Origin of the sequence: Micromonospora rifamycinica (genome assembly GCF_900090265.1) — a bacterium.
Classification (GTDB): Bacteria; Actinomycetota; Actinomycetes; order Mycobacteriales; family Micromonosporaceae; genus Micromonospora; species Micromonospora rifamycinica.
Genome location: NZ_LT607752.1, coordinates 6728830 through 6747697, shown reverse-complemented (window position 1 = coordinate 6747697; position 18868 = coordinate 6728830). Strand labels below are relative to the sequence as shown.

Here is an 18868-nt window from a genome sequence, read left to right as displayed (position 1 = left end):
CCTCCGGTACGACGAAGCGCCCGCCGGCTCTGCCGGCGGGCGCTTCGTCGTGAACCACCGCGCCCCCGGACCGTCCCGGCGGCCGTGAACCACGTTTCCGGACCGCTGGGTGTGGGCCGCCGACGGCCGTCAGGCGCCGGAGGTGACCCGGTAGGCGTCGAACACCCCGTCGACCTTACGGACGGCGGCCAGCAGGTGCCCCAGGTGCTTCGGGTCGGCCATCTCGAAGCTGAACCGGCTCACCGCCACCCGGTCCCGGGTGGTGGTGACCGTCGCCGACAGGATGTTGACCCGTTCCTCGGAGAGCACCCGGGTGACGTCGGCCAGCAGCTTGTGCCGGTCGAGGGCCTCCACCTGGATGGCCACCAGGAACGTCGAGGCGGAGGTGAGCTTCCAGCTGACCTCCACCACCCGCTCGACCTGGGCACGCAGATCCTCGGCGTTGGCGCAGTCGTCGCGGTGCACGCTGACCCCGCCGGAGCGGGTGACGAACCCGAAGACCGAGTCAGGGGGCACCGGCGTGCAGCACCGGGCCAGCTTGATCCAGACGTCACTGACGCCCCGCACCACCACGCCGGGGTCGCTGCTGTTCTGCCGGCTGTGCGGCGGACGGGTGGCGACGGCGGTCTCGGCGATGTCCTCCGCCGCGCCCTCCTCACCGCCGTACGCGGCCATCAGCTTCTGCACCACCGACTGCGCCGACACCTGGCTGTCGCCGACCGCCGCGTAGAGCGAGGCGACGTCGGCGAGGTGCAGGTCCCGGGCGATCGCCATCAACGCGTCGGAGGTGAGCATCCGCTGCAACGGCATGCCCTGCTTGCGCATCGCCTTGACGATCGAGTCCTTGCCGGCCTCGATCGCCTCCTCCCGCCGCTCCTTGTTGAAGTACTGGCGGATCTTGGTACGCGCCCGCGGGCTCTTGACGAAGCTCAGCCAGTCCTGCGTCGGGCCCGCCGTGTCGGACTTCGAGGTGAAGATCTCGATCACGTCGCCGTTGGACAGCGTCGACTCCAACGGCACCAGCTTGCCGTTGACCCGCGCCCCGATGCACTTGTGCCCCACCTCGGTGTGCACCGCGTACGCGAAGTCCACCGGCGTCGAGCCGGTCGGCAACGGGATGACGTCCCCCTTGGGGGTGAAGACGTACACCTCCTGGCTGGACAGGTCGAACCGCAGCGCGTCGAGGAACTCCGACGGGTCGGCCGCCTCCCGCTGCCAGTCCAGCAGCTGCCGCAGCCAGGTCATCTCGTCGATGTGCGCCGGCGGCCCGACGATCTGGGTGCCCTTGTGCTCCTTGTACTTCCAGTGCGCCGCGATGCCGAACTCGGCGGTGCGGTGCATCGCGTAGGTGCGGATCTGCATCTCCACCGGCTTGCCGGTGGGCCCGATGACCGTCGTGTGCAACGACTGGTACATGTTGAACTTGGGCATCGCGATGTAGTCCTTGAACCGGCCCGGCACCGGCTGCCAGTTGGCGTGGATGACCCCCAGCGCCGCGTAGCAGTCCCGCACCGTGTCGACCAGGATCCGCACCCCGACCAGGTCGTAGATGTCGTTGAAGTCCCGCCCCCGCACGATCATCTTCTGGTAGATCGAGTAGAGGTGCTTCGGCCGACCGGTCGTCTCCGCCTTGATCTTGGCGGCCTTGAGGTCGGTGCCGACCTTCTGGGTGACCTGCTTGAGCAGCGACTCCCGCTGCGGCTGGTGCTCCCCGATCAGCCGGAGGATCTCCTCGTACCGCTTCGGGAACAGCGTGCCGAAGGCCAGGTCCTCCAGCTCCCACTTGATGGTGTTCATGCCGAGGCGGTGGGCCAGCGGGGCCAGGATCTCCAGCGTCTCCTTGGCCTTCTGCTCCCGCTTCGGGGCCGGCAGGAAGGACAGCGTCCGCATGTTGTGCAGCCGGTCGGCCAGCTTGATCACCAGGACCCGGGGGTCCTTCGCCATCGCCACGACCATCTTGCGGATGGTCTCCGCCTTGGCCGCGTCGCCCAGCTTGACCTTGTCCAGCTTCGTCACGCCGTCGACGAGCAGGGTGACCTCGGGGCCGAAGTCGGCCCGCATCTGGTCGAGGGTGTACTCGGTGTCCTCGATCGTGTCGTGCAGCAGCGCCGCCACCAGCGTGGTGGTGTCCATCCCCAGGTTGCCCAGGATGGTCGCCACCGCCAGCGGATGGGTGATGTACGGGTCGCCGGACTTGCGGTACTGCCCGGAGTGCCAGCGCGCGGCCGTGTCGAAGGCCCGCTGGAGCAGCCGGGCGTCCGCCTTCGGGTGGTTCTCCCGGTGGCTGGCGATCAGCGGTTCGAGCACCTCGCTGACCTGGGAACTCTGCCAGGGGGCGTTGAACCGGGCCAGCCGGGCCCGGACCCGCCGCCCGGTCGGCGCGTTGGACAGCGCGAAACCCGCGCTCGGGGACGGGTCGTCGTCGAACGACGCCCCGGGGACCACACCGTCGGGGGCGGCACCGGCGTCGCCGCCGGGCCCCGCGGGGGCGGTCGGTGCGTCGTTCTTCCGATCGGTCACCGCGCCGTCAGCCTCGCCTGTCGGGTGCACCGTGCCCTCCACCGGAGGGACGACATCGTGAGACACCGGCCTCCTCACCGATCGCCGGGACCACGCCGGCCGTACGACCGACGCCTGTCGTGCCAACCGGCCGTCGGGCCGGTGTGTTCCCCGCCGGCCCCGTCGGGCCGGTGGCCCTGCCGCCGACCCCCGGCCGGCGGCCTGATCCGCCGCCCGGACGGGTGACCACCCGGTCAGCAATGGGCAATGCTACCCGCACGGTAGGTGCCCCGCCGCTCCGCCGGACGGTCGGTCTCCAGCCGCCGGGACGACCGGGAATCAAACGGTCAGCAGGGCGTGGACCGGACGCCCCGCGAGCCGCTCCCGCCCGGCCAGGAAACCCAACTCCAGCAGGACGGTGAAACCGGCCACCGTGCCGCCGGCCCGCTCGACCAGGTCGAGGGTCGCCTCGGCGGTGCCGCCGGTCGCCAGCACGTCGTCGACCACCAGCACCCGGTGCCCGGCGGTGAAGGCGTCCTGGTGCACCTCCAGCGTCGCCTCGCCGTACTCCAGGGCGTACGAGGCCGAGTACGCCGGCCGGGGCAGCTTGCCCGCCTTGCGCACCGGCACCACGCCCAGCCCGGTGGCGTACGCGATCGCGGCGGCGATCACGAAACCGCGCGCCTCGATGCCGACCACGATGTCGAAGGCGTCCCGCCCGTGGTACCCGATGATCCCGTCGATCACCTCGCGGAACACGTCCCCGTCGGCGAAGAGCGGCATCAGGTCCTTGAACATCACCCCGGGCTTGGGGAAGTCCGGCACGTCCAGCACCCGGCTGGCGACCAGCCGGGCCATCTCCGGGCCACTGTCTCCCCGTACCCCGGTGCTGTGGGTCTCCGTCACGGTGGTCGGCTCTCCTTCGGTACGACGACGGCGTCCGTCATGCTGCTCGCACAGCATGGCGGACGCCGTCGACTCGACGTGGGGCGGGTCGCCCTCCGGTCAGCGCCGCTTCGCGCCACCGGGCCGGTTGCCGCCGCCCCCGGCGGGACGGCCGCCCCGGGCACCGGCCGACCGCTTGGCCGCCGGACGGGCGCCGACCTTGGGGGCACTGCCGGCCAGGGCCGCCGCCTCCGGGTCGATCGGCTCGTCGGTGGCCTCCTCGGCGGTGGCCTGCCGGGCCGGGCCGCGCGGGGTGATCTCGCCGCGGGCGATGGCGCCCCGGCGGGCCAGCACCCGCTTGGTGTGCGCGTCGATCCGCGGGTCCTGGTTCTTGAGCAGCACCAGCAGCGGGGTGGAGAGCAGGATCGAGGTCAGGAACGCCATCGCCATACCGACGAACAGCACCAGGCCGAGGTCCTTCAGGGTGCCCGCGCCGAGCAGGCCGGCACCGATGAAGAGCAGACCGCCGACCGGGAGCAGGGCGACCACCGAGGTGTTCAACGACCGCATCAGGCTCTGGTTGAGCGCCAGGTTGGCGGCCTCGCCGTAGGTCTGGTTGTTGTTGGCGGTGATGCCCCGGGTGTTCTCCTGGACCTTGTCGAAGACCACCACCACGTCGTAGAGCGCGAAGCCCAGGATGGTGAGGAACCCGATGATCGTCGACGGGGTGACCTCGAAGCCGACCAGCGAGTAGATGCCGGCGGTGAGGATCAGGTTCATGAACAGCGAGATGATCGCGGCGACCGCCATCCGCCACTCGAACCGCAGCACCAGGTAGACCGCCACCACCAGGACGAAGATGACCAGGCCGAGCAGCGCCCGGGAGGTCACCTGGCTGCCCCACGCCTCGCTGACCTGGCTGCCGCTGATCTGGTCGGCGTTGATGCCGAACTCCTGCGCCATCTTGGCCTTGACCGCGTTGGCCTGCTCGGCGCTGAGCTGCGAGGTGCGCAGCTCGTAGTACTCGCCGCTGGTGCTGCCGACCTTCTGCGCGGTCACCACCTCGGCGCCGTCGCCCTCGGCGGCCAGCGCGTCGTTGACCTTGTCCTCGGTCTGCTCCAGGGTGCCGACGCTGGCCGGCACCTGGAACGAGTTGCCACCGGCGAACTCGATGCCCAGGCTGAAGCCGCGCACCGCGAAGCTGAGCACGGCGATCAGCACCAGCACCCCGGCGACGGTGAACCAGAGCTTGCGCCGGCCGACGATGTTGAGACCGGCCTCGCCCCGGTAGAGCCGGGACGCCAGACCACTCTTAGCCATCTCAGGCCTCCTTGACGCGCGGGTTGCGGGCGGTGCCGGATTCGGCCGTACGGGGCGGCAGTGCCCGACCGAGGCCGCTGACCCGGGGCGACAGGAAGGCCGGGGTCCGGGCGAACATCGTCATGATCGGGTGCCGGAAGAGGAAGACGACCACCAGGTCGAGCACGGTCGCCAGGCCGAGGGCGAAGGCGAAGCCCTTCACCGTGCCGACCGAGACGATGTAGAGCACCACGGCGGACATCAGGGTGATGGCGTTCGCCGAGACGATCGTCCGACGGGCCCGGATCCAGGCCCGGGGCACCGCGCTGCGCGGGCTGCGCCCCTCCCGGATCTCGTCCTTGAGCCGTTCGAAGTAGATGACGAACGAGTCCGCCGCCACACCGAGTGAGACGATCATGCCGGCGATGCCGGCGAGGGTGAGGGTGAAGCCGATCGACCGGCCGAGCACCACCAGCGCCCCGAAGACCAGCAACGCGGAGAGCACCAGGCTCAGGAAGATGACCGAGCCGAGCAGCCGGTAGTAGAAGAACGAGTAGACGATGACCAGCAACATGCCGATGCCGGCGGCCAGCAGGCCGGCCCGCAGGTGGCTGTCGCCCAGCGTCGCGGTGACGTTCTGCTGCTCCTGCGGCACGAAGGTGACCGGCAGCGCGCCGTAGCGCAGCTGGCTGGCCAGCGCGTTGGCCGAGGTGTTGTCGAAGCTGCCGGTGATCTGCGAGTCGCCGGTGAGCACGCCCTGGATCTCGGGCGAGGAGACGATCTCGTTGTCCAGCACCACGGCCACCCGGCACTTGCCGTCCTGGCCCAGGGCCGTCTGGTCGCAGCCGCCGCCGGTGTTGTTGAACGCCTCGCGGGTCAGCTCGGTCCACTTGGACTGGCCGTCACCGGTGAAGTTCAGGCTGACCACCCAGGTGCTGGCCTGGTCGAGGACCGCGTTGGCGTCCTTGACGTCGGTGCCGACCACCTTGGCCTGGTCGAGCAGGTACTTCGCCGCGCCACCCTCACAGGCGACCGCCTGCTGCTTCTCGTCCTTGATCGACGCGGGGGGCCGCTTGTCGAGCTGGGCGCAGGTGATGGTCGGCACGTTGAACTGCATCTGCGGGGTCAGTACCGCGACCTCCTGCGGGGAGAGCGCGCCGAACGGCTTGAACGTCTCCGCCAGGGCCGGGTTGGTACCCAGGTCGGCCGGGGCCTGCAGGCCGCTCGCGGCGGTCCAGGCCGCCGCGCCGACCTTCTTCTCGACGGCCTTGCGCTGCTCCTCGATGCTCTGCGGCACCGGGGCCTCGCTGGCGCTGGGCGAGGCGGCCGGTGCGCTCGGCGAGGCCGACCCGGACGGGGTGGCGCTGGCGCTCGGCGCGGGGGCGCCGCCGCCCTGTCCACCGGCGCTCGGCGAGCCGGTCACCTTGGGCGCGGCGCTGCCGGAGGCCTTCGGCGAGGCGCTGCCCGACGGGCTGGGTGCGGCGCTGCCGGACGGGGTGGGCGTCGGGGTCGCCGGGGCGGCGACCGCGCCGCTGCCGTCGGCGGCCTTGAGCACCTTGCGGAAGCGCAGCTCCGCGGCGCTGCCGACGTCGGTCAGGTCGCGGTTCTCACCGGGCAGGGAGATGACGATGTTCCGGTTGCCCTCGGTGACCACCTCGGCCTCGGCCACCCCGTAGGCGTTGACCCGGCTCTCGATGATCTGCCGGGCCTCCTCCAGGTTGGCCGACGTCGGGGGCTTGCCGTCGAGGCTGTTGGTCGCCTCCAGCGTCAGCCGGGTGCCGCCGATCAGGTCCAGCCCGAGCCGGGGCTCCAGCCGGTCCTTCCAGCCGCCGCTCGCGCCGCCGGAGAAGAACACCAAGGAATAGAGGACGACGAAGATGAACCCGAGCACGGCGAGCTGCCGCCCGGGGCGCATCTGTCCCTGAGGTGGTGCCACGGCTGTCTGTCTCCCTGTAACGGTCGCGCCGCCGGTGCAGCGGCGACGGGGTCGGGGCGGGGTTCCCACTCCGACGCGCTCTGCGCGGACCACTCCCGCCCGGCGACACGGCGCACCGTCGCCGACGTGGGGCGTCGGGCGGACGGGGCGCGTGCCGGCCCTCGGAGACCGGCCCACCTATCCAGTTGTCCCGTCCCGCCCGCCCGGTGCGGGACGGGGCGGGGCGCTCACTCCTTGACGGTTTCCGCGTCCTCGGTGACCGGCTCGTCGGCCTCCGGCCGCTCGGCCCGGGTGACCACCCGGGCGATGGCCGGACGGGCGTAACGGGTCTGCACGCCGGGGGCCACCTCCAGCAGCACGGTGTCGTCCTCGACGCCCACGACCGTGCCGTAGAGCCCGCCGATGGTGACGACCTCGTCACCGGGGCCGAGCGCGGACTGCATGGCCTCGGCCTCGCGACGGCGCTTCTGCTGCGGCCGGATCATCATGAAGTACATGACCCCGAAGAGCAGGGCGATCATGAGGATCGGCGTCAGACTGCCGGCGCCTCCGCCGGACTGTGCTGCGTAAAGCACGGTGTGCGACCTTCCCATTGGCCCCCGTCGCGGCACGTAGGCGCCGGAGCGGAGGCGGATATTCACATCCTGTACAGACCGCGGCGAGTCTAATCCCTGCACCTGGGAACGCCGAATGCGGTGCAGATCACGTTCAGATCACGGTGGATCGGGCGCGTTCGAGAACAGATCAGGTACAGCGGGAGCTTCCATGCCAAATGTACCATTTGGTGGCGTGCGGCCGAGGTGTCGCCAGGCGGCCTCGGTGGCCACCCGTCCCCGCGGGGTACGCGCCAACAGCCCGGCCCGTACCAGGAACGGCTCGCAGACCTCCTCCACCGTGTCCGGCTGCTCCCCCACCGCCACCGCCAGGGTGGACAGGCCCACCGGACCGCCCCGGAACGAGTCGACCAGGGCGGTCAGCACCGCCCGGTCCAGCCGGTCCAGCCCCAGCGCGTCCACGTCGTACACGGTCAGGGCGGCGCGGGCGGTCTCCAGGGTGACCACCCCCTCGGCCCGGACCTCGGCGTAGTCCCGCACCCGGCGCAGCAGCCGGTTGGCGATCCGGGGCGTGCCCCGGGACCGGCCGGCGATCTCCACCGCCCCCTCCGGGGTGATCGGCACCCCCAGGATGCGTGCCGACCGGTGCAGCAGCGCCTCCAGGTCGGCCGGGGAGTAGAAGTCGAGGTGCGCGACGAAGCCGAACCGGTCGCGCATCGGCCCGGTCAGCAGGCCCGACCGGGTGGTCGCGCCGACCAGGGTGAACGGCTCGACGTCCAGCGGGATCGCGGTGGCCCCGGGCCCCTTGCCGACGATCACGTCGACCCGGAAGTCCTCCATCGCGCTGTAGAGCAGCTCCTCCGCCGGCTTGGCGATCCGGTGGATCTCGTCGATGAACAGCACGTCGCCCTCGGCGAGGCTGGTCAGGATGGCGGCCAGGTCGCCCGAGCGTTCGATCACCGGGCCGCTGGTCACCCGGATGCCGGAGCCCAGCTCGGCGGCCACGATGTTGGCCAGGGTCGTCTTCCCGAGGCCGGGTGGGCCCGACAGCAGGATGTGGTCGGGTGGGGCGCCGCGCCGCATCGCGCCCTGCAACAGCAGGTCGAGCTGGTCGCGGACCCGGTGCTGGGCGATGAACTCGTCGAGCCGCTTCGGCCGGACGCTGACCTCGGCGTCCCGTTCGGCGTCGTCGGCGTAGGCCGAGACCAGGCCGTCGCCGGTCATGCCGGGCACCCCGCCCGCGACCGCCCCTGCCGTGCGACGCCGGTCACCGGGTCCGGCCCAGCAGTCGGATGGCCTGCTTGAGCAGGACCGGCACCGGCGGGGTGGGGCCGTCCACCGTCTCCGCCACCGCGGCTACCGCCTGGTCGGCCTGCCCGGCCGTCCAGCCGAGCCCGACCAGCGCCTGGCGGACCTGGTCCGGCCAGGCCCCGGCGGTCACCCCGGCCGCGCCGTCGGCACCGACCGGCACCGGGCCGATCCGGTCGCGCAGCTCCAGGACCAGCCGCTCGGCGCCCTTCTTGCCGATCCCCGGCACCCGGGTCAGGGCCGCGGTGTCGGCGTTGGCGATGGCCTTGCGGACCGCGTCCGGGGTGTGCACGGCCAGCACCGCCTGGGCCAGCCGGGGGCCGACGCCGCTGGCCGTCTGGAGCAGCTCGAACAGCTGCTTGGCGTCGTCGTCGGCGAAGCCGTAGAGGGTGAGCGAGTCCTCCCGGACCACCAGGCTGGTGGCGAGCCGGGCCGGCTGGCCGACCCGCAGCTCGGCCAGGGTGCCGGGGGCGCACTGCACGGCCAGGCCGATCCCCCCGACCTCCACCACCGCGTGGTCCGGGCCGGTCGCGGTCACCGTGCCGCGCACGCTGGCGATCATCGCGCTCCTCCTCGTCGTACCCGGTCGGCGGCCTCGGCCAGCTTGGACCGGGTGCCGCCGCGCCACACGTGGCAGATGGCCAGGGCCAGGGCGTCGGCCGCGTCGGCCGGCCGGGGCGGCTCGGCCAGCCGCAGCAGCCGGGTGACCATGGCGGTCATCTGCTTCTTGTCGGCCTGGCCGGAACCGGTCACCGCGGCCTTGACCTCGCTCGGCGTGTAGGTCTGCACCGGCAGCCCGGCCCGCGCCCCGGCCAGCACGGCGATCCCGCTGGCCTGGGCGGTGCCCATCACCGTACGCACGTTGTGCTGGCTGAACACCCGCTCGACGGCGACCGCGTCGGGCCGGTGCTCGGCCACCAGGCCGGTCAGCGACCGGTCCAGGTGCAGCAGGCGCAACGCCAGGTCGTCGGCGGGATCGGTGTAGACCACGTAGTAGGCGACCAGCGTGCAGGGCCGCCCCGGCACGCCCTCGACCACGCCGACCCCGCACCGGGTCAGCCCCGGGTCGACGCCCAGCACGCGCACGCCGCCTCCTCCCCGACCCTTCGGCAGTACGTGTGTTCGACACCCTACCGACCCGCCCCGACACGCCCGTGGGCGGACACGCCGCGTCGCACCGAGCTGCTCGGGTAGCCCGGCCTGAGCTGCCGGTGGGTGCGGGTCAGCGGGCCCGCAGGCCGGTCAGGACGCCGTCGACGATCTTCTCCGGGAGGATCCGGTCGTCCAGCTCCGGGTGCCAGCGCAGCAGGCGCTGGATCAGCATCGGCCCGGTGAGCAGCGCCATCGCCACCTCGATGTCGAGGTCGGCCCGCAGCTCGCCGGTGGCCACCCCGCGGCGGAGCACGTCTCGCATCAGTTTCCGCCGGGGCTCGATGATGTTCTGGTAGAGGTGGAAGTGGTCCGGGCTGCGGTTCACCTCGGGCAGCAGACAGGGCATGATCCGGGCGGCCCGGGGGTCGACGTTGTGCCCGACCGCCCCGACCAGCAGCACCAGGTCGTCGCGGACGGACTGCCCGGCGGGTTGCGCGGCGACCCCCTTGAGCCGGCGCAGCGCGTCCAGCAGCAGGGTCTCCTTGCCCGCCCAGCGGCGGTAGATGGTGGCCTTGCCCACCCCGGCCCGGGCGGCGATCGCCTCGATCGACAGCGCCTCGATGGTGCTCCCCTCGGCGAGCAGGTCGAGGGTGGCCTCGATGATGGCCTCGTCCGCGCGGGCGCTCCGCGGCCGCCCGGGCGACCGCGGAGCGTCAGCGGTGGTGTTCACGTCAGTCATCCTCGTCGAACCTAGGTGGTCCCGGCCAGTTCCCGCTCCTGGACCGGCGTCACGGTGGTGGCGGTGGCGGGCCGCCCCGGCATCCAGCGCAGCACGATGATGATGCCGAGGGCGGCAACCACCGTGGAGATCGTCGCCGCCCAGTGCATCGCGGAGATGAAGGCGTCGTTGGCCGCGGTGATCAGCCGGGGCGCCGCCGGGCCGAGCTGCGCCGCCGCCGCGTACGCCCCGGAGACCGACTCGGTGGCCGCGTCCCGGGCCGGGCCGGGCAGGCCGTCGACGGCCGGGGCGATGTCCTGCCGGTAGACCGCGGAGAGCACCGAACCGAGCACGGCCACGCCCAGCGCCCCGGCGATCTGCCGGATGGTGTTGCTCACCGCCGACCCGACGCCGGCCTTCTCCCGCGGCAGCGCCGACATGATCGACTCGGTGGCCGGCGGCATGATGTTGGCCATCCCGACACCCTGGAGGAAGAAGGACACCAGCACCACCCACAGCGGCGTGTCGGCGTCGATGAAGGCGAACGCGGCCAGCGCCACGGCGGTCAGCACCAGGCCGACCGCGGCGACCGACCGGCCACCGTAGCGGCGCACCATCGTGGCGCTGCGCGGCGCGAAGACCAGCTGGGCGGCGGCGAACGGCAGGAAGCACAGGCCGGTCTCCAGCGGGCTGTAGCCCCGCACCAGCTGCATGTAGAAGGAGCTGAAGAACATCACGCCCATGGCGGCGAAGAACACCAGGCCGACGATCGCCACCGGGGCGGCGAACCGGGGCACCCGGAACAGCCGGACGTCCAGCGACGGGTGGTCGCTGCGCCGTTCGTGGACGACGAACCAGGCGAGCACCGCCACCCCGCCGACGACCGCGGCCCACACCGTCGGCCGACCGAAGCCGTGCTCACCGCCGTCGATGATGCCGTAGGTCAGCGCGATCAGCCCGACGACCGACAGCAGCACGCCGAGCACGTCGATCCGGCCCGGCCGGGGGTCACGCGACTCGGGCACCAGCAGGGTCACCAGCACCACGCCGACCGCCACCACCGGCACATTGATCAGGAATACCGAGCCCCACCAGAAGTGCTCCAGCAGCACGCCACCGAGGATCGGGCCGACCGCCACCGCCAGGCCGACCGCGCCGGCCCAGACGCCGATGGCGCGACCCCGTTCCCGGGGGTCGAAGACGTTGGAGATGATCGACAGGGTCACCGGCATGATCGCCGCGCCGCCGACGCCCATCAGCGCCCGGGCCGCGATGAGCTGGCCGGGGCTGTCGGCGTACGCGGACAGCAGCGACGACAGGCCGAACAGCACCAGACCGACGAGCAGGAACCGGCGGCGGCCCACCCGGTCGCCGAGCACCCCGAAGGTGAACAGCAGGCCGGCGAAGACCAGGGTGTAGGAGTTGATCGCCCATTCCAGTTCGCCCTGGCTGGCCCCGAGGCCGTGCACCGGGTCGGCCAGGGTGCGCAGGGCGACGTTGAGGATGGTGTTGTCGAGGACGACGACGAGCAGGCTGATCACCAGCACGCCGAGGATCGCCCATCGTCTCGGGTGTCCGGTGTTCTCGTACGGTTGCATGGGTCCGGTGCTCCCCCCGGTTCACCCGTCCCGGGCAATACGGAACGGGGCAGACTCGTAACGGTGCTCACCTTACGAGGGTCATGTTTCGATACGGTACCGGTTCGTATCGAATGTGGTACGGGTCACCGGCGGGTCCGCGCTGCCGCTCCGCGGTCAGGCCGGCGCACCGCACGCGGTCAGGGCGGCGGAGAAGCTGGTCAGCCGGATCGACGGGGGCGGGAAGGGCTCGATCCAACCCGGGCCGGCGCCGTACACGCGTACCCCGGGGAAGTCCCGGCCGAAGCGGACCAGCCGGTACGCGCGGCCGGTGACCGGCGTCTGCGACCAGACCACCACCACCCGGGGCCGGGCCCGCAGCACCGCGGAGCCCAGCGCCACCCAGGGCAGGGCCGGCCCGAGGTGCACGCAGCCCCGACCCTGCTCGCGCAGCGCGGCGGCCACCGCGTGCAGCCCCAGACAGTGCATCTCGTGCTCGGCCCCGGCGAGCAGCACGCCGTCGGTGCGCAACCGCCGGTCGGGGTCGCGCCGGTGCACGTCCAGCCCGATCCGGATGCCCTCGGACAGGGCGTGCTCCACGGCGATCTCGGCGGCGTCCCGCCCCCGCAGCCCGGCCAGCAACGGCACGCAGAGCTCCTGCCAGACCGCCGCCACCCCGGCGGTGGCGGCGGACTCCAGCACCAGCGCGGCGACCAGGTTCGCGTCGAGGTCCTCGGCGGCCGCCGAGAGCCGTTTACGGGCCGTCTCCACGGCCTCGACCGGCATCGGATCCGACAACACCAGACGCACCCCCCGGGTAGCTCACCATTACCAGGGGTTCGCCCGGACGACGCCGTTCGGATGCGCCGACCGATGGATTTGTCGCCGGCGGCTAGCCGGTGGGCGCCGACGGCTAGCCGGTGGACGCCGCCACCGCGGGCGGCTCAGCCGGTGAGCGCCGCCACCGCACGGTCCACGTCCGCCTCGGTGGTGTAGAGGTGGAACGCCACCCGCACCTGCCCGGCCCGGACCGCCGCCCGCACCCCGGCCCGCGCCAACCGCTGCCGCGCGTCGGGCACCTCCACCGCGACGATCGCGCTGCGGCCCGGCGGCCGCCCCAGCCCGGCCAGGAACCGGTTCGCCAGCGCCACGTCGTACGCCCCGATCACCGCCGGGCCGAGATCGGCCACCAGCTCCAGGGCCGGCGCGGTGCCCACCCAGCTGAACCAGGCCGGGGAGATGTCGAACCGGCGGGCGTCGTCGGCCAGCCGCAGGGGCGGACCGTAGTAGGTGTCGTGCGGCTCCTTGCCCGCGTACCAGCCGGCGGCGTCCGGACGCAGCCGCTGCCGCAGCTCCGGCGCCAGGTAGGCCAGCGCCGAGCCGCGCGGCGCCATCAGCCACTTGTACGTCCCGACCGCGACCGCGTCGGCCAGTGACGCGTCGAACGGCAGCCACCCGCACGCCTGGGTGGCGTCCACCACCACCCACGCACCGTGCGCCCGGGCCGCGGCCACGATCTCGGCGTACGGCGCGACCGCCCCGTCGGCGGACTGCACCAGGCTGAACGCCACCAGGTCGGTCCCGGCGTCGATGGCGTCGCACAGCCCGTCCAGCGGCACCGTCCGTACCCGCACCCCCCGGTCCTGCTGCACCAGCCAGGGGAAGAGGTTGGAGGTGAACTCGACCTCCGGGACGACCACGGTGGCCCCGGCCGGCAGGGCCGCGGCGATCGGCGCCAGCAGCTGCGACACGGTGCTGCCGACGGTGACGTCCGCCGCCGGCACGCCGACCAGCCCGGCGAACGCCTCCCGGGACCGCTGGGTCGCCTCCCCCCACCCCTCCCAGGAGGTACGCCCCACCCGCCAGTCGGCCATCGCGTCCTGCACCGCCGTCCAGACCGGCTCGGGCGGCAGCCCGTAGCTGGCGGTGTTCAACCAGCCGGGCTCCGGCTGCCACAGCTTGCGTGCCTCTTCCAGCTCCATGTCGTCGAGGCTAGTGACGGCCCCTCCCCCCGCTCAGCGCCAATCCACCGGTGGTGGCCCTCGCCGCCACCGGTGGTCCCCCGCCTCTGCCGGTGGTGGCCCCGCCGGAGCCGCACCGCCCGCGCCACCGGCCACCCGGTGGGACCGGCCTTGACAGCCCCACCTAGGTTGATGATCCACATCATGACCACCCCGGAAGGGTGATGCCCCGTGCCGGTCGGCTTCACGTTCGCCGTCATCCTCGCCATCGGGCTGGCGGTCGCCGGCACCGTGGCCCTCGTCGCCCGCCACCCGGGCGTCAAGCGCGTCGGCGTGCTGGTCGCGCTCGGCTGCCTGGCCGGCGCGCTGCTCTTCACCGTCGGGGCGAGCGCGCACTCGGTGCCGATCCGCTCGGTCGGGATCGTCACCAGCTTCAACAAGCCGACCGGTGAGGTCACCGGCTCCGGGCTGAAGTGGGTCGCCCCCTGGCAGAAGGTCGGCGAGTGGGACGCCGGCCGGCAGAAGTACGACCACATCGGCGGCGACCAGTGCGTCCGGGTCCGCACCGGCACGCTCGCCGACGCCTGCGTGGAGGTGCTGGTCGAGTGGCAGGTCAAGCCGGAGAACGCACCGAAGCAGTTCATGGACTACAAGGGTGACTTCGAGAGCTTCCGGGGTCAGCGGGTGGGGGTGCAGCTCGACAGCGCGGTCAACGACGCCTTCGCCGCGTACAACCCGCTGGAGAAGATCGACGCCCGGACGGGCAACCTCAACGTCGACCTCAAGCCGTTCGCCGAGGGCATCCGGGGCAACGCCGAGGGACGGCTCTCCGGCGACGTCGACATCCTGTCCGTCACCATCACCCGGGTCAACCACGACGACAAGACCGAGGGCAACATCAAGGCCTTCCAGGACAAGCTCGCGCAGACCCGCAACCTCGAACAGGACCGCCGCAACGCCGACATCCAGCGGCAGATCACCGAGACCAACGCCAAGGTCGACAAGGTGTCGCGCTGCCTGGAGATCGCGGAGAAGAACGGCAGCACCCCCGGCCTGTGCATCAACCCGGGCATCGTCACCGGCGGCAAGTGACGACCGCCCGACCGGTGCGACGATCGCCGTGCTGCTGACGCGCTGGCCGCTCGATCCTTGTTGTGGTGGCATCCACACCGGGGGAAGCCACTACAACAAGGATCGAGCACGATCTTGCAGCCCACCGACGTCAGCCGGCCGGCGGGCGGACGGGCGGACGGGCGGACGGGCGGGCGGGCGGGCGGGCGGGCGGGTCAGCTCACGTTGGCCGGGCCGAGGACGCTCTTCAGGTCGCCCATCAGCGCGGTGGTGGCGGCCACCCGGAACGGGCCGAGCCGCAGGGTGGTCACCTTGCCGCCGTTGAGCAGCTTGACGTGCACCTCGGTGTCGCCCGGGTGCAGCACCAGGGTCTCCTTGAGCCGTTCCACCAGCGGCGGGGTGCAGCGGTGCACCGGGATGGTCAGCGTCACCGGCTTGCTGCCGGGGGTGCTGGTGACGTCCGGCATGGACATGTCCATCGCCATGATCCGGGGGGTGTCGTCACGCCGGTCCACCCGGCCCTTGACCACCACGATCGCGTCCTCGGCGATGTACTGGCCGATCACCTCGTAGGTGTTCGGGAAGAACAGCGTCTCCACCCCGCCGGCCAGGTCCTCCAGCGCCGCCGAGGCCCAGGCCCGGCCCTGCTTGGTGACCCGGCGCTGCACACCGGAGAGGATGCCGGCCAGGGTGACCACCGCGCCGTCGGGCACGGTGCCCTCCTCCGACAGCGCGGCGATGGTGGTGTCGGCCGCCGCGCCGAGCACGTGCTCCAGGCCGAACAGCGGGTGGTCGGAGACGTAGAGGCCGAGCATCTCGCGTTCGAAGGCGAGCTTGTCCCGCTTGTCCCACTCGGCGTCGCCGATGGTCGGCATCACGGTGGTGCTGCCCCCGGTGTCGGCGTCACCGAAACCCGCCCCGAACAGGTCGTACTGGCCGACGGCCTCCTTGCGCTTGACGTCGGCGAAGGCGTCGATGGCGTCGGCGTGCACGGCCAGCAGCCCCTTGCGGGTGTGGTCGAGGGAGTCGAAGGCACCCGCCTTGATCAGGGATTCGATGGTCTTCTTGTTGCAGACCACCGCGTCGACCTTGGAGAGGAAGTCGTAGAAGTCGGCGTACTCGCCCTTCTCGTCGCGGCACCGCATGATCGCGGCGACCACGTTCGCCCCGACGTTGCGCACCGCGGCCAGACCGAACCGGATGTCCTTGCCGACCGGGGTGAACGGGCCGGCGGAGGTGTTCACGTCCGGCGGCAGCACCTGGATCCGCATCCGGCGGCACTCCGACAGGTAGAGCGCCATCTTGTCCTTGTCGTCGCCGACGGAGGTGAGCAGCGCCGCCATGTACTCGGCCGGGTAGTGCGCCTTGAGGTACGCCGTCCAGTACGACACCAGGCCGTACGCCGCGGAGTGCGCCTTGTTGAAGGCGTACCCGGCGAACGGCACCAGGACGTCCCACACGGCCTGGATGGCCTCGTCGGAGTAGCCGCGCTCGCGGCAGCCGTCCCGGAACGGGATGAACTCCTTGTCGAGGATCTCCTTCTTCTTCTTGCCCATCGCCCGGCGCAGCAGGTCGGCCTGGCCGAGGGTGTAGCCGGCGAGGATCTGCGCGGCGCGCTGCACCTGCTCCTGGTAGACGATCAGGCCGTGGGTCGGGGCGAGGATCTCCCGCAGCGGCTCCTCCAGCTCCGGGTGGATCGGGGTGATCTCCTGCAGGCCGTTCTTGCGCAGCGCGTAGTTGGTGTGCGAGTCGACGCCCATCGGGCCGGGCCGGTAGAGCGCCAGCACGGCCGAGATGTCCTCGAAGTTGTCCGGCTTCATCAGCCGCAACAGCGAGCGCATCGGCCCGCCGTCGAGCTGGAACACGCCGAGCGTGTCGCCCCGGGCGAGCAGCTCGTAGGCGGGCTTGTCGTCCAGCGGCAGGGCCAGCAGGTCGAGTTCCCGGCCGTGGTTGAGCTGGATGTTCTTGACCGCGTCGTCGATGATCGTCAGGTTGCGCAGGCCGAGGAAGTCCATCTTCAACAGCCCGAGCGACTCGCAGGTCGGGTAGTCGAACTGGGTGATGATCGCCCCGTCGGCGTCCCGGCGGGTCAGCGGGATGTGCTCGATGATCGGCTCGGCCGACATGATCACCCCGGCGGCGTGCACCCCGGTCTGCCGGATCAGCCCCTCGATGCCCCGGGCGGTGTCGATCACCTTGCGGACGTCCGGGTCGGTCTCGTAGAGGCCGCGGATCTCGCCGGCCTCGGCGTACCGGGGGTGCTTCGGGTCGAAGATGCCGGTGAGCGGGATGTCCTTGCCCATCACCGCCGGGGGCATCGCCTTGGTGATCCGGTCGCCGACCGCGTACGGGAAGCCGAGGACCCGGGCCGAGTCCTTGATCGCTGCCTTCGCCTTGATCGTGCCGAAGGTCGCGATCTGGGCGACCTTGTCCTCGCCCCACTTGTCGGTGACGTACTTGATCACTTCACCGCGCCGACGCTCGTCGAAGTCGATGTCGACGTCCGGCATCGAGACCCGCTCCGGGTTGAGGAACCGCTCGAAGATCAGGCCGTGCGGGATCGGGTCCAGGTCGGTGATGCCCAGCGCGTACGCGACCAGCGAGCCGGCCGCCGAGCCACGCCCCGGGCCGACCGCGATGCCCTGGCTCTTGGCCCACTGGATGAAGTCGGCCACCACCAGGAAGTACGACGGGAAGCCCATCTGGTTGATGACGCCCAGCTCGTACTCGGCCTGCACCACGTGGCCCTCGGGGATGCCCCCCGGGTAGCGGCGGGCCAGCCCCTTGAAGGTCTCCTTGCGGAACCAGGACTCCTCGGTCTCCCCCTCCGGCACCGGGAACCGCGGCATCAGGTTGTGGAACTCGAACATCCCGCTCGGGTCGACCTTCTCGGCCACCAGCAGGGTGTTGCGGCAGCCCTGCTGCCAGAACTCCGAGGAGTCGACCGCCCGCATCTGGTCGGCGGACTTGACGAAGTAGCCGCCGCCCTCGAACCGGAACCGGTTCGGGTCCGCGACGTTGCTGCCGGTCTGCACGCAGAGCAGCACGTCGTGCGCCTCGGCCTGCGCCTCGTGGGTGTAGTGCGAGTCGTTGGTGACCACCGGCGGGATGTCCAGCTTGCGGGCGATGGTGATCAGATCCTCACGGACCCGCTGCTCGATGGAGAGCCCGTGGTCCATGATCTCCAGGAAGTAGTTCTCCTTGCCGAAGATGTCCTGGTAGGCGGCGGCGACCTTGAGCGCCTCGTCGAACTGGCCCAGCCGCAGCCGGGTCTGCACCGCGCCGGACGGGCAGCCGGTGGTGGCCATGATGCCCTCGGCGTGCTCGGCGATCAGCTCCATGTCCATCCGGGGCCACTTGACGTAGTGCCCCTCCATGGACGCGCGCGAGTTGAGGGTGAACAGGTTCTTCAGGCCCTGCGCGTTGCGCGCCCACATGGTCTTGTGGGTGATCGCGCCGTTACCCGAGATGTCGTCGCTGTTCTGCTCCGGCCGGCCCCACTTCACCCGCGCCTTGTGGTAGCGCGACTCCGGCGCGACGTACGCCTCGACGCCGAGGATCGGGGTGACGCCGGCCGCCATGGCCTGCTTGTAGAAGTCGTTCGCGCCGTGCATGTTGCCGTGGTCGGTGATCGCCACCGCCGGCATCCCCAACCGGTTGGCCTCGGCGAAGAGGTCCTTCAGCCGGGCCGCCCCGTCGAGCATCGAGTACTCGGTGTGCACGTGCAGATGCGCGAACGAATCGCCCATGCGTGGCGTCCCCCCGGATCGGATCATGGGTCACGAGATCAGGCCGGTCCACGATAGCGCCGCCCGGCGGAGCCACCGCACCCGCCGCGCGGACACCTCCACGCGGAGCTCGTACGGCCCCGCCCGCCGTACACCGACAGTCACCGTGCGGCCCCGCGAGCCCACCGCCGACGCGGACGGGGGTGCCCCCGTCCGGCCGGACGGGGGCACCCCTGCGAC

Annotated in this window: 13 protein-coding genes and 1 pseudogene; 1 reads left to right on the top strand and 13 read right to left on the bottom strand. The window is 71.8% G+C overall.

The window, feature by feature from the left end; genetic code table 11:
* Positions 1 to 129: 129 nt before the first annotated feature.
* The 12 genes and pseudogenes from GA0070623_RS28590 to GA0070623_RS28535 all read right to left on the bottom strand — a co-directional run.
* Positions 130 to 2409: pseudogene (locus tag GA0070623_RS28590) on the bottom strand (RelA/SpoT family protein); the annotation flags it as partial.
* A 429-nt stretch (positions 2410 to 2838) separates the two neighbouring features.
* The gene (locus tag GA0070623_RS28585; RefSeq protein ID WP_067307827.1) at positions 2839 to 3405 is read right to left on the bottom strand and encodes an adenine phosphoribosyltransferase; all 567 of its coding nucleotides are present in this window, start codon (positions 3403 to 3405) and stop codon (positions 2839 to 2841) included.
* Between the two features lie 99 nt (positions 3406 to 3504).
* Positions 3505 to 4704, bottom strand: coding sequence for a protein translocase subunit SecF (gene secF, locus GA0070623_RS28580; protein ID WP_067307824.1), 1200 nt, complete (start codon positions 4702 to 4704; stop codon positions 3505 to 3507).
* A 1-nt stretch (position 4705) separates the two neighbouring features.
* Entirely contained in the window at positions 4706 to 6619 is a 1914-nt protein-coding gene (gene secD, locus GA0070623_RS28575; protein ID WP_172898474.1) for a protein translocase subunit SecD, read from the bottom strand.
* A gap of 227 nt (positions 6620 to 6846) precedes the next feature.
* The gene (yajC, locus tag GA0070623_RS28570) at positions 6847 to 7212 is read right to left on the bottom strand and encodes a preprotein translocase subunit YajC (RefSeq protein ID WP_084261289.1); all 366 of its coding nucleotides are present in this window, start codon (positions 7210 to 7212) and stop codon (positions 6847 to 6849) included.
* A gap of 120 nt (positions 7213 to 7332) precedes the next feature.
* A complete protein-coding gene (ruvB, locus tag GA0070623_RS28565; protein ID WP_067307871.1) occupies positions 7333 to 8397 on the bottom strand; it encodes a Holliday junction branch migration DNA helicase RuvB in 1065 nt (354 codons plus the stop codon).
* A gap of 43 nt (positions 8398 to 8440) precedes the next feature.
* Positions 8441 to 9043 carry a Holliday junction branch migration protein RuvA gene (ruvA, locus tag GA0070623_RS28560; RefSeq protein ID WP_067307819.1) on the bottom strand — a complete coding sequence of 201 codons (603 nt, stop codon included), beginning with the start codon at positions 9041 to 9043 and terminating at the stop codon, positions 8441 to 8443.
* Positions 9040 to 9567: a crossover junction endodeoxyribonuclease RuvC gene (gene ruvC, locus GA0070623_RS28555; protein ID WP_067307816.1), complete on the bottom strand. Its 528-nt coding sequence runs from the start codon at positions 9565 to 9567 to the stop codon at positions 9040 to 9042. The genes ruvA and ruvC overlap by 4 nt, the downstream gene beginning before the upstream one ends.
* A 136-nt stretch (positions 9568 to 9703) precedes the next feature.
* Positions 9704 to 10312 carry a TetR/AcrR family transcriptional regulator gene (locus GA0070623_RS28550; RefSeq protein WP_067307813.1) on the bottom strand — a complete coding sequence of 203 codons (609 nt, stop codon included), beginning with the start codon at positions 10310 to 10312 and terminating at the stop codon, positions 9704 to 9706.
* Between the two features lie 11 nt (positions 10313 to 10323).
* Entirely contained in the window at positions 10324 to 11889 is a 1566-nt protein-coding gene (locus GA0070623_RS28545) for an MFS transporter (RefSeq protein ID WP_067307810.1), read from the bottom strand.
* Between the two features lie 156 nt (positions 11890 to 12045).
* Positions 12046 to 12669 carry a transcriptional regulator gene (locus tag GA0070623_RS28540; RefSeq protein WP_231932581.1) on the bottom strand — a complete coding sequence of 208 codons (624 nt, stop codon included), beginning with the start codon at positions 12667 to 12669 and terminating at the stop codon, positions 12046 to 12048.
* Between the two features lie 143 nt (positions 12670 to 12812).
* Complete coding sequence (locus GA0070623_RS28535) at positions 12813 to 13850, bottom strand: aminotransferase class V-fold PLP-dependent enzyme (protein ID WP_067307807.1); 1038 nt, start codon at positions 13848 to 13850, stop codon at positions 12813 to 12815.
* A 210-nt stretch (positions 13851 to 14060) separates the two neighbouring features.
* Between GA0070623_RS28535 and GA0070623_RS28530 the strand changes: the two genes are divergently transcribed.
* The gene (locus GA0070623_RS28530; RefSeq protein WP_067307804.1) at positions 14061 to 14921 is read left to right on the top strand and encodes an SPFH domain-containing protein; all 861 of its coding nucleotides are present in this window, start codon (positions 14061 to 14063) and stop codon (positions 14919 to 14921) included.
* A 194-nt stretch (positions 14922 to 15115) separates the two neighbouring features.
* Here the strand turns inward: GA0070623_RS28530 and dnaE are convergent, their stop codons facing one another.
* On the bottom strand, positions 15116 to 18649 hold the full coding sequence (gene dnaE, locus GA0070623_RS28525) for a DNA polymerase III subunit alpha (protein ID WP_067307801.1): 3534 nt from the start codon (positions 18647 to 18649) through the stop codon (positions 15116 to 15118).
* Positions 18650 to 18868: the final 219 nt, after the last annotated feature.

Excerpts from the sequence above, each read along its gene's own strand:
- GA0070623_RS28535 (WP_067307807.1), bottom strand. The coding sequence starts at position 13,850 with ATGGAGCTGGAAGAGGCACGCAAGCTGTGGCAGCCGGAGCCCGGCTGG.
- ruvA (WP_067307819.1), bottom strand. The coding sequence starts at position 9,043 with ATGATCGCCAGCGTGCGCGGCACGGTGACCGCGACCGGCCCGGACCAC.
- dnaE (WP_067307801.1), bottom strand. The coding sequence starts at position 18,649 with ATGGGCGATTCGTTCGCGCATCTGCACGTGCACACCGAGTACTCGATG.
- yajC (WP_084261289.1), bottom strand. The coding sequence starts at position 7,212 with ATGGGAAGGTCGCACACCGTGCTTTACGCAGCACAGTCCGGCGGAGGC.
- secF (WP_067307824.1), bottom strand. The coding sequence starts at position 4,704 with ATGGCTAAGAGTGGTCTGGCGTCCCGGCTCTACCGGGGCGAGGCCGGT.
- ruvB (WP_067307871.1), bottom strand. The coding sequence starts at position 8,397 with ATGACCGGCGACGGCCTGGTCTCGGCCTACGCCGACGACGCCGAACGG.
- GA0070623_RS28550 (WP_067307813.1), bottom strand. The coding sequence starts at position 10,312 with ATGACTGACGTGAACACCACCGCTGACGCTCCGCGGTCGCCCGGGCGG.
- GA0070623_RS28545 (WP_067307810.1), bottom strand. The coding sequence starts at position 11,889 with ATGCAACCGTACGAGAACACCGGACACCCGAGACGATGGGCGATCCTC.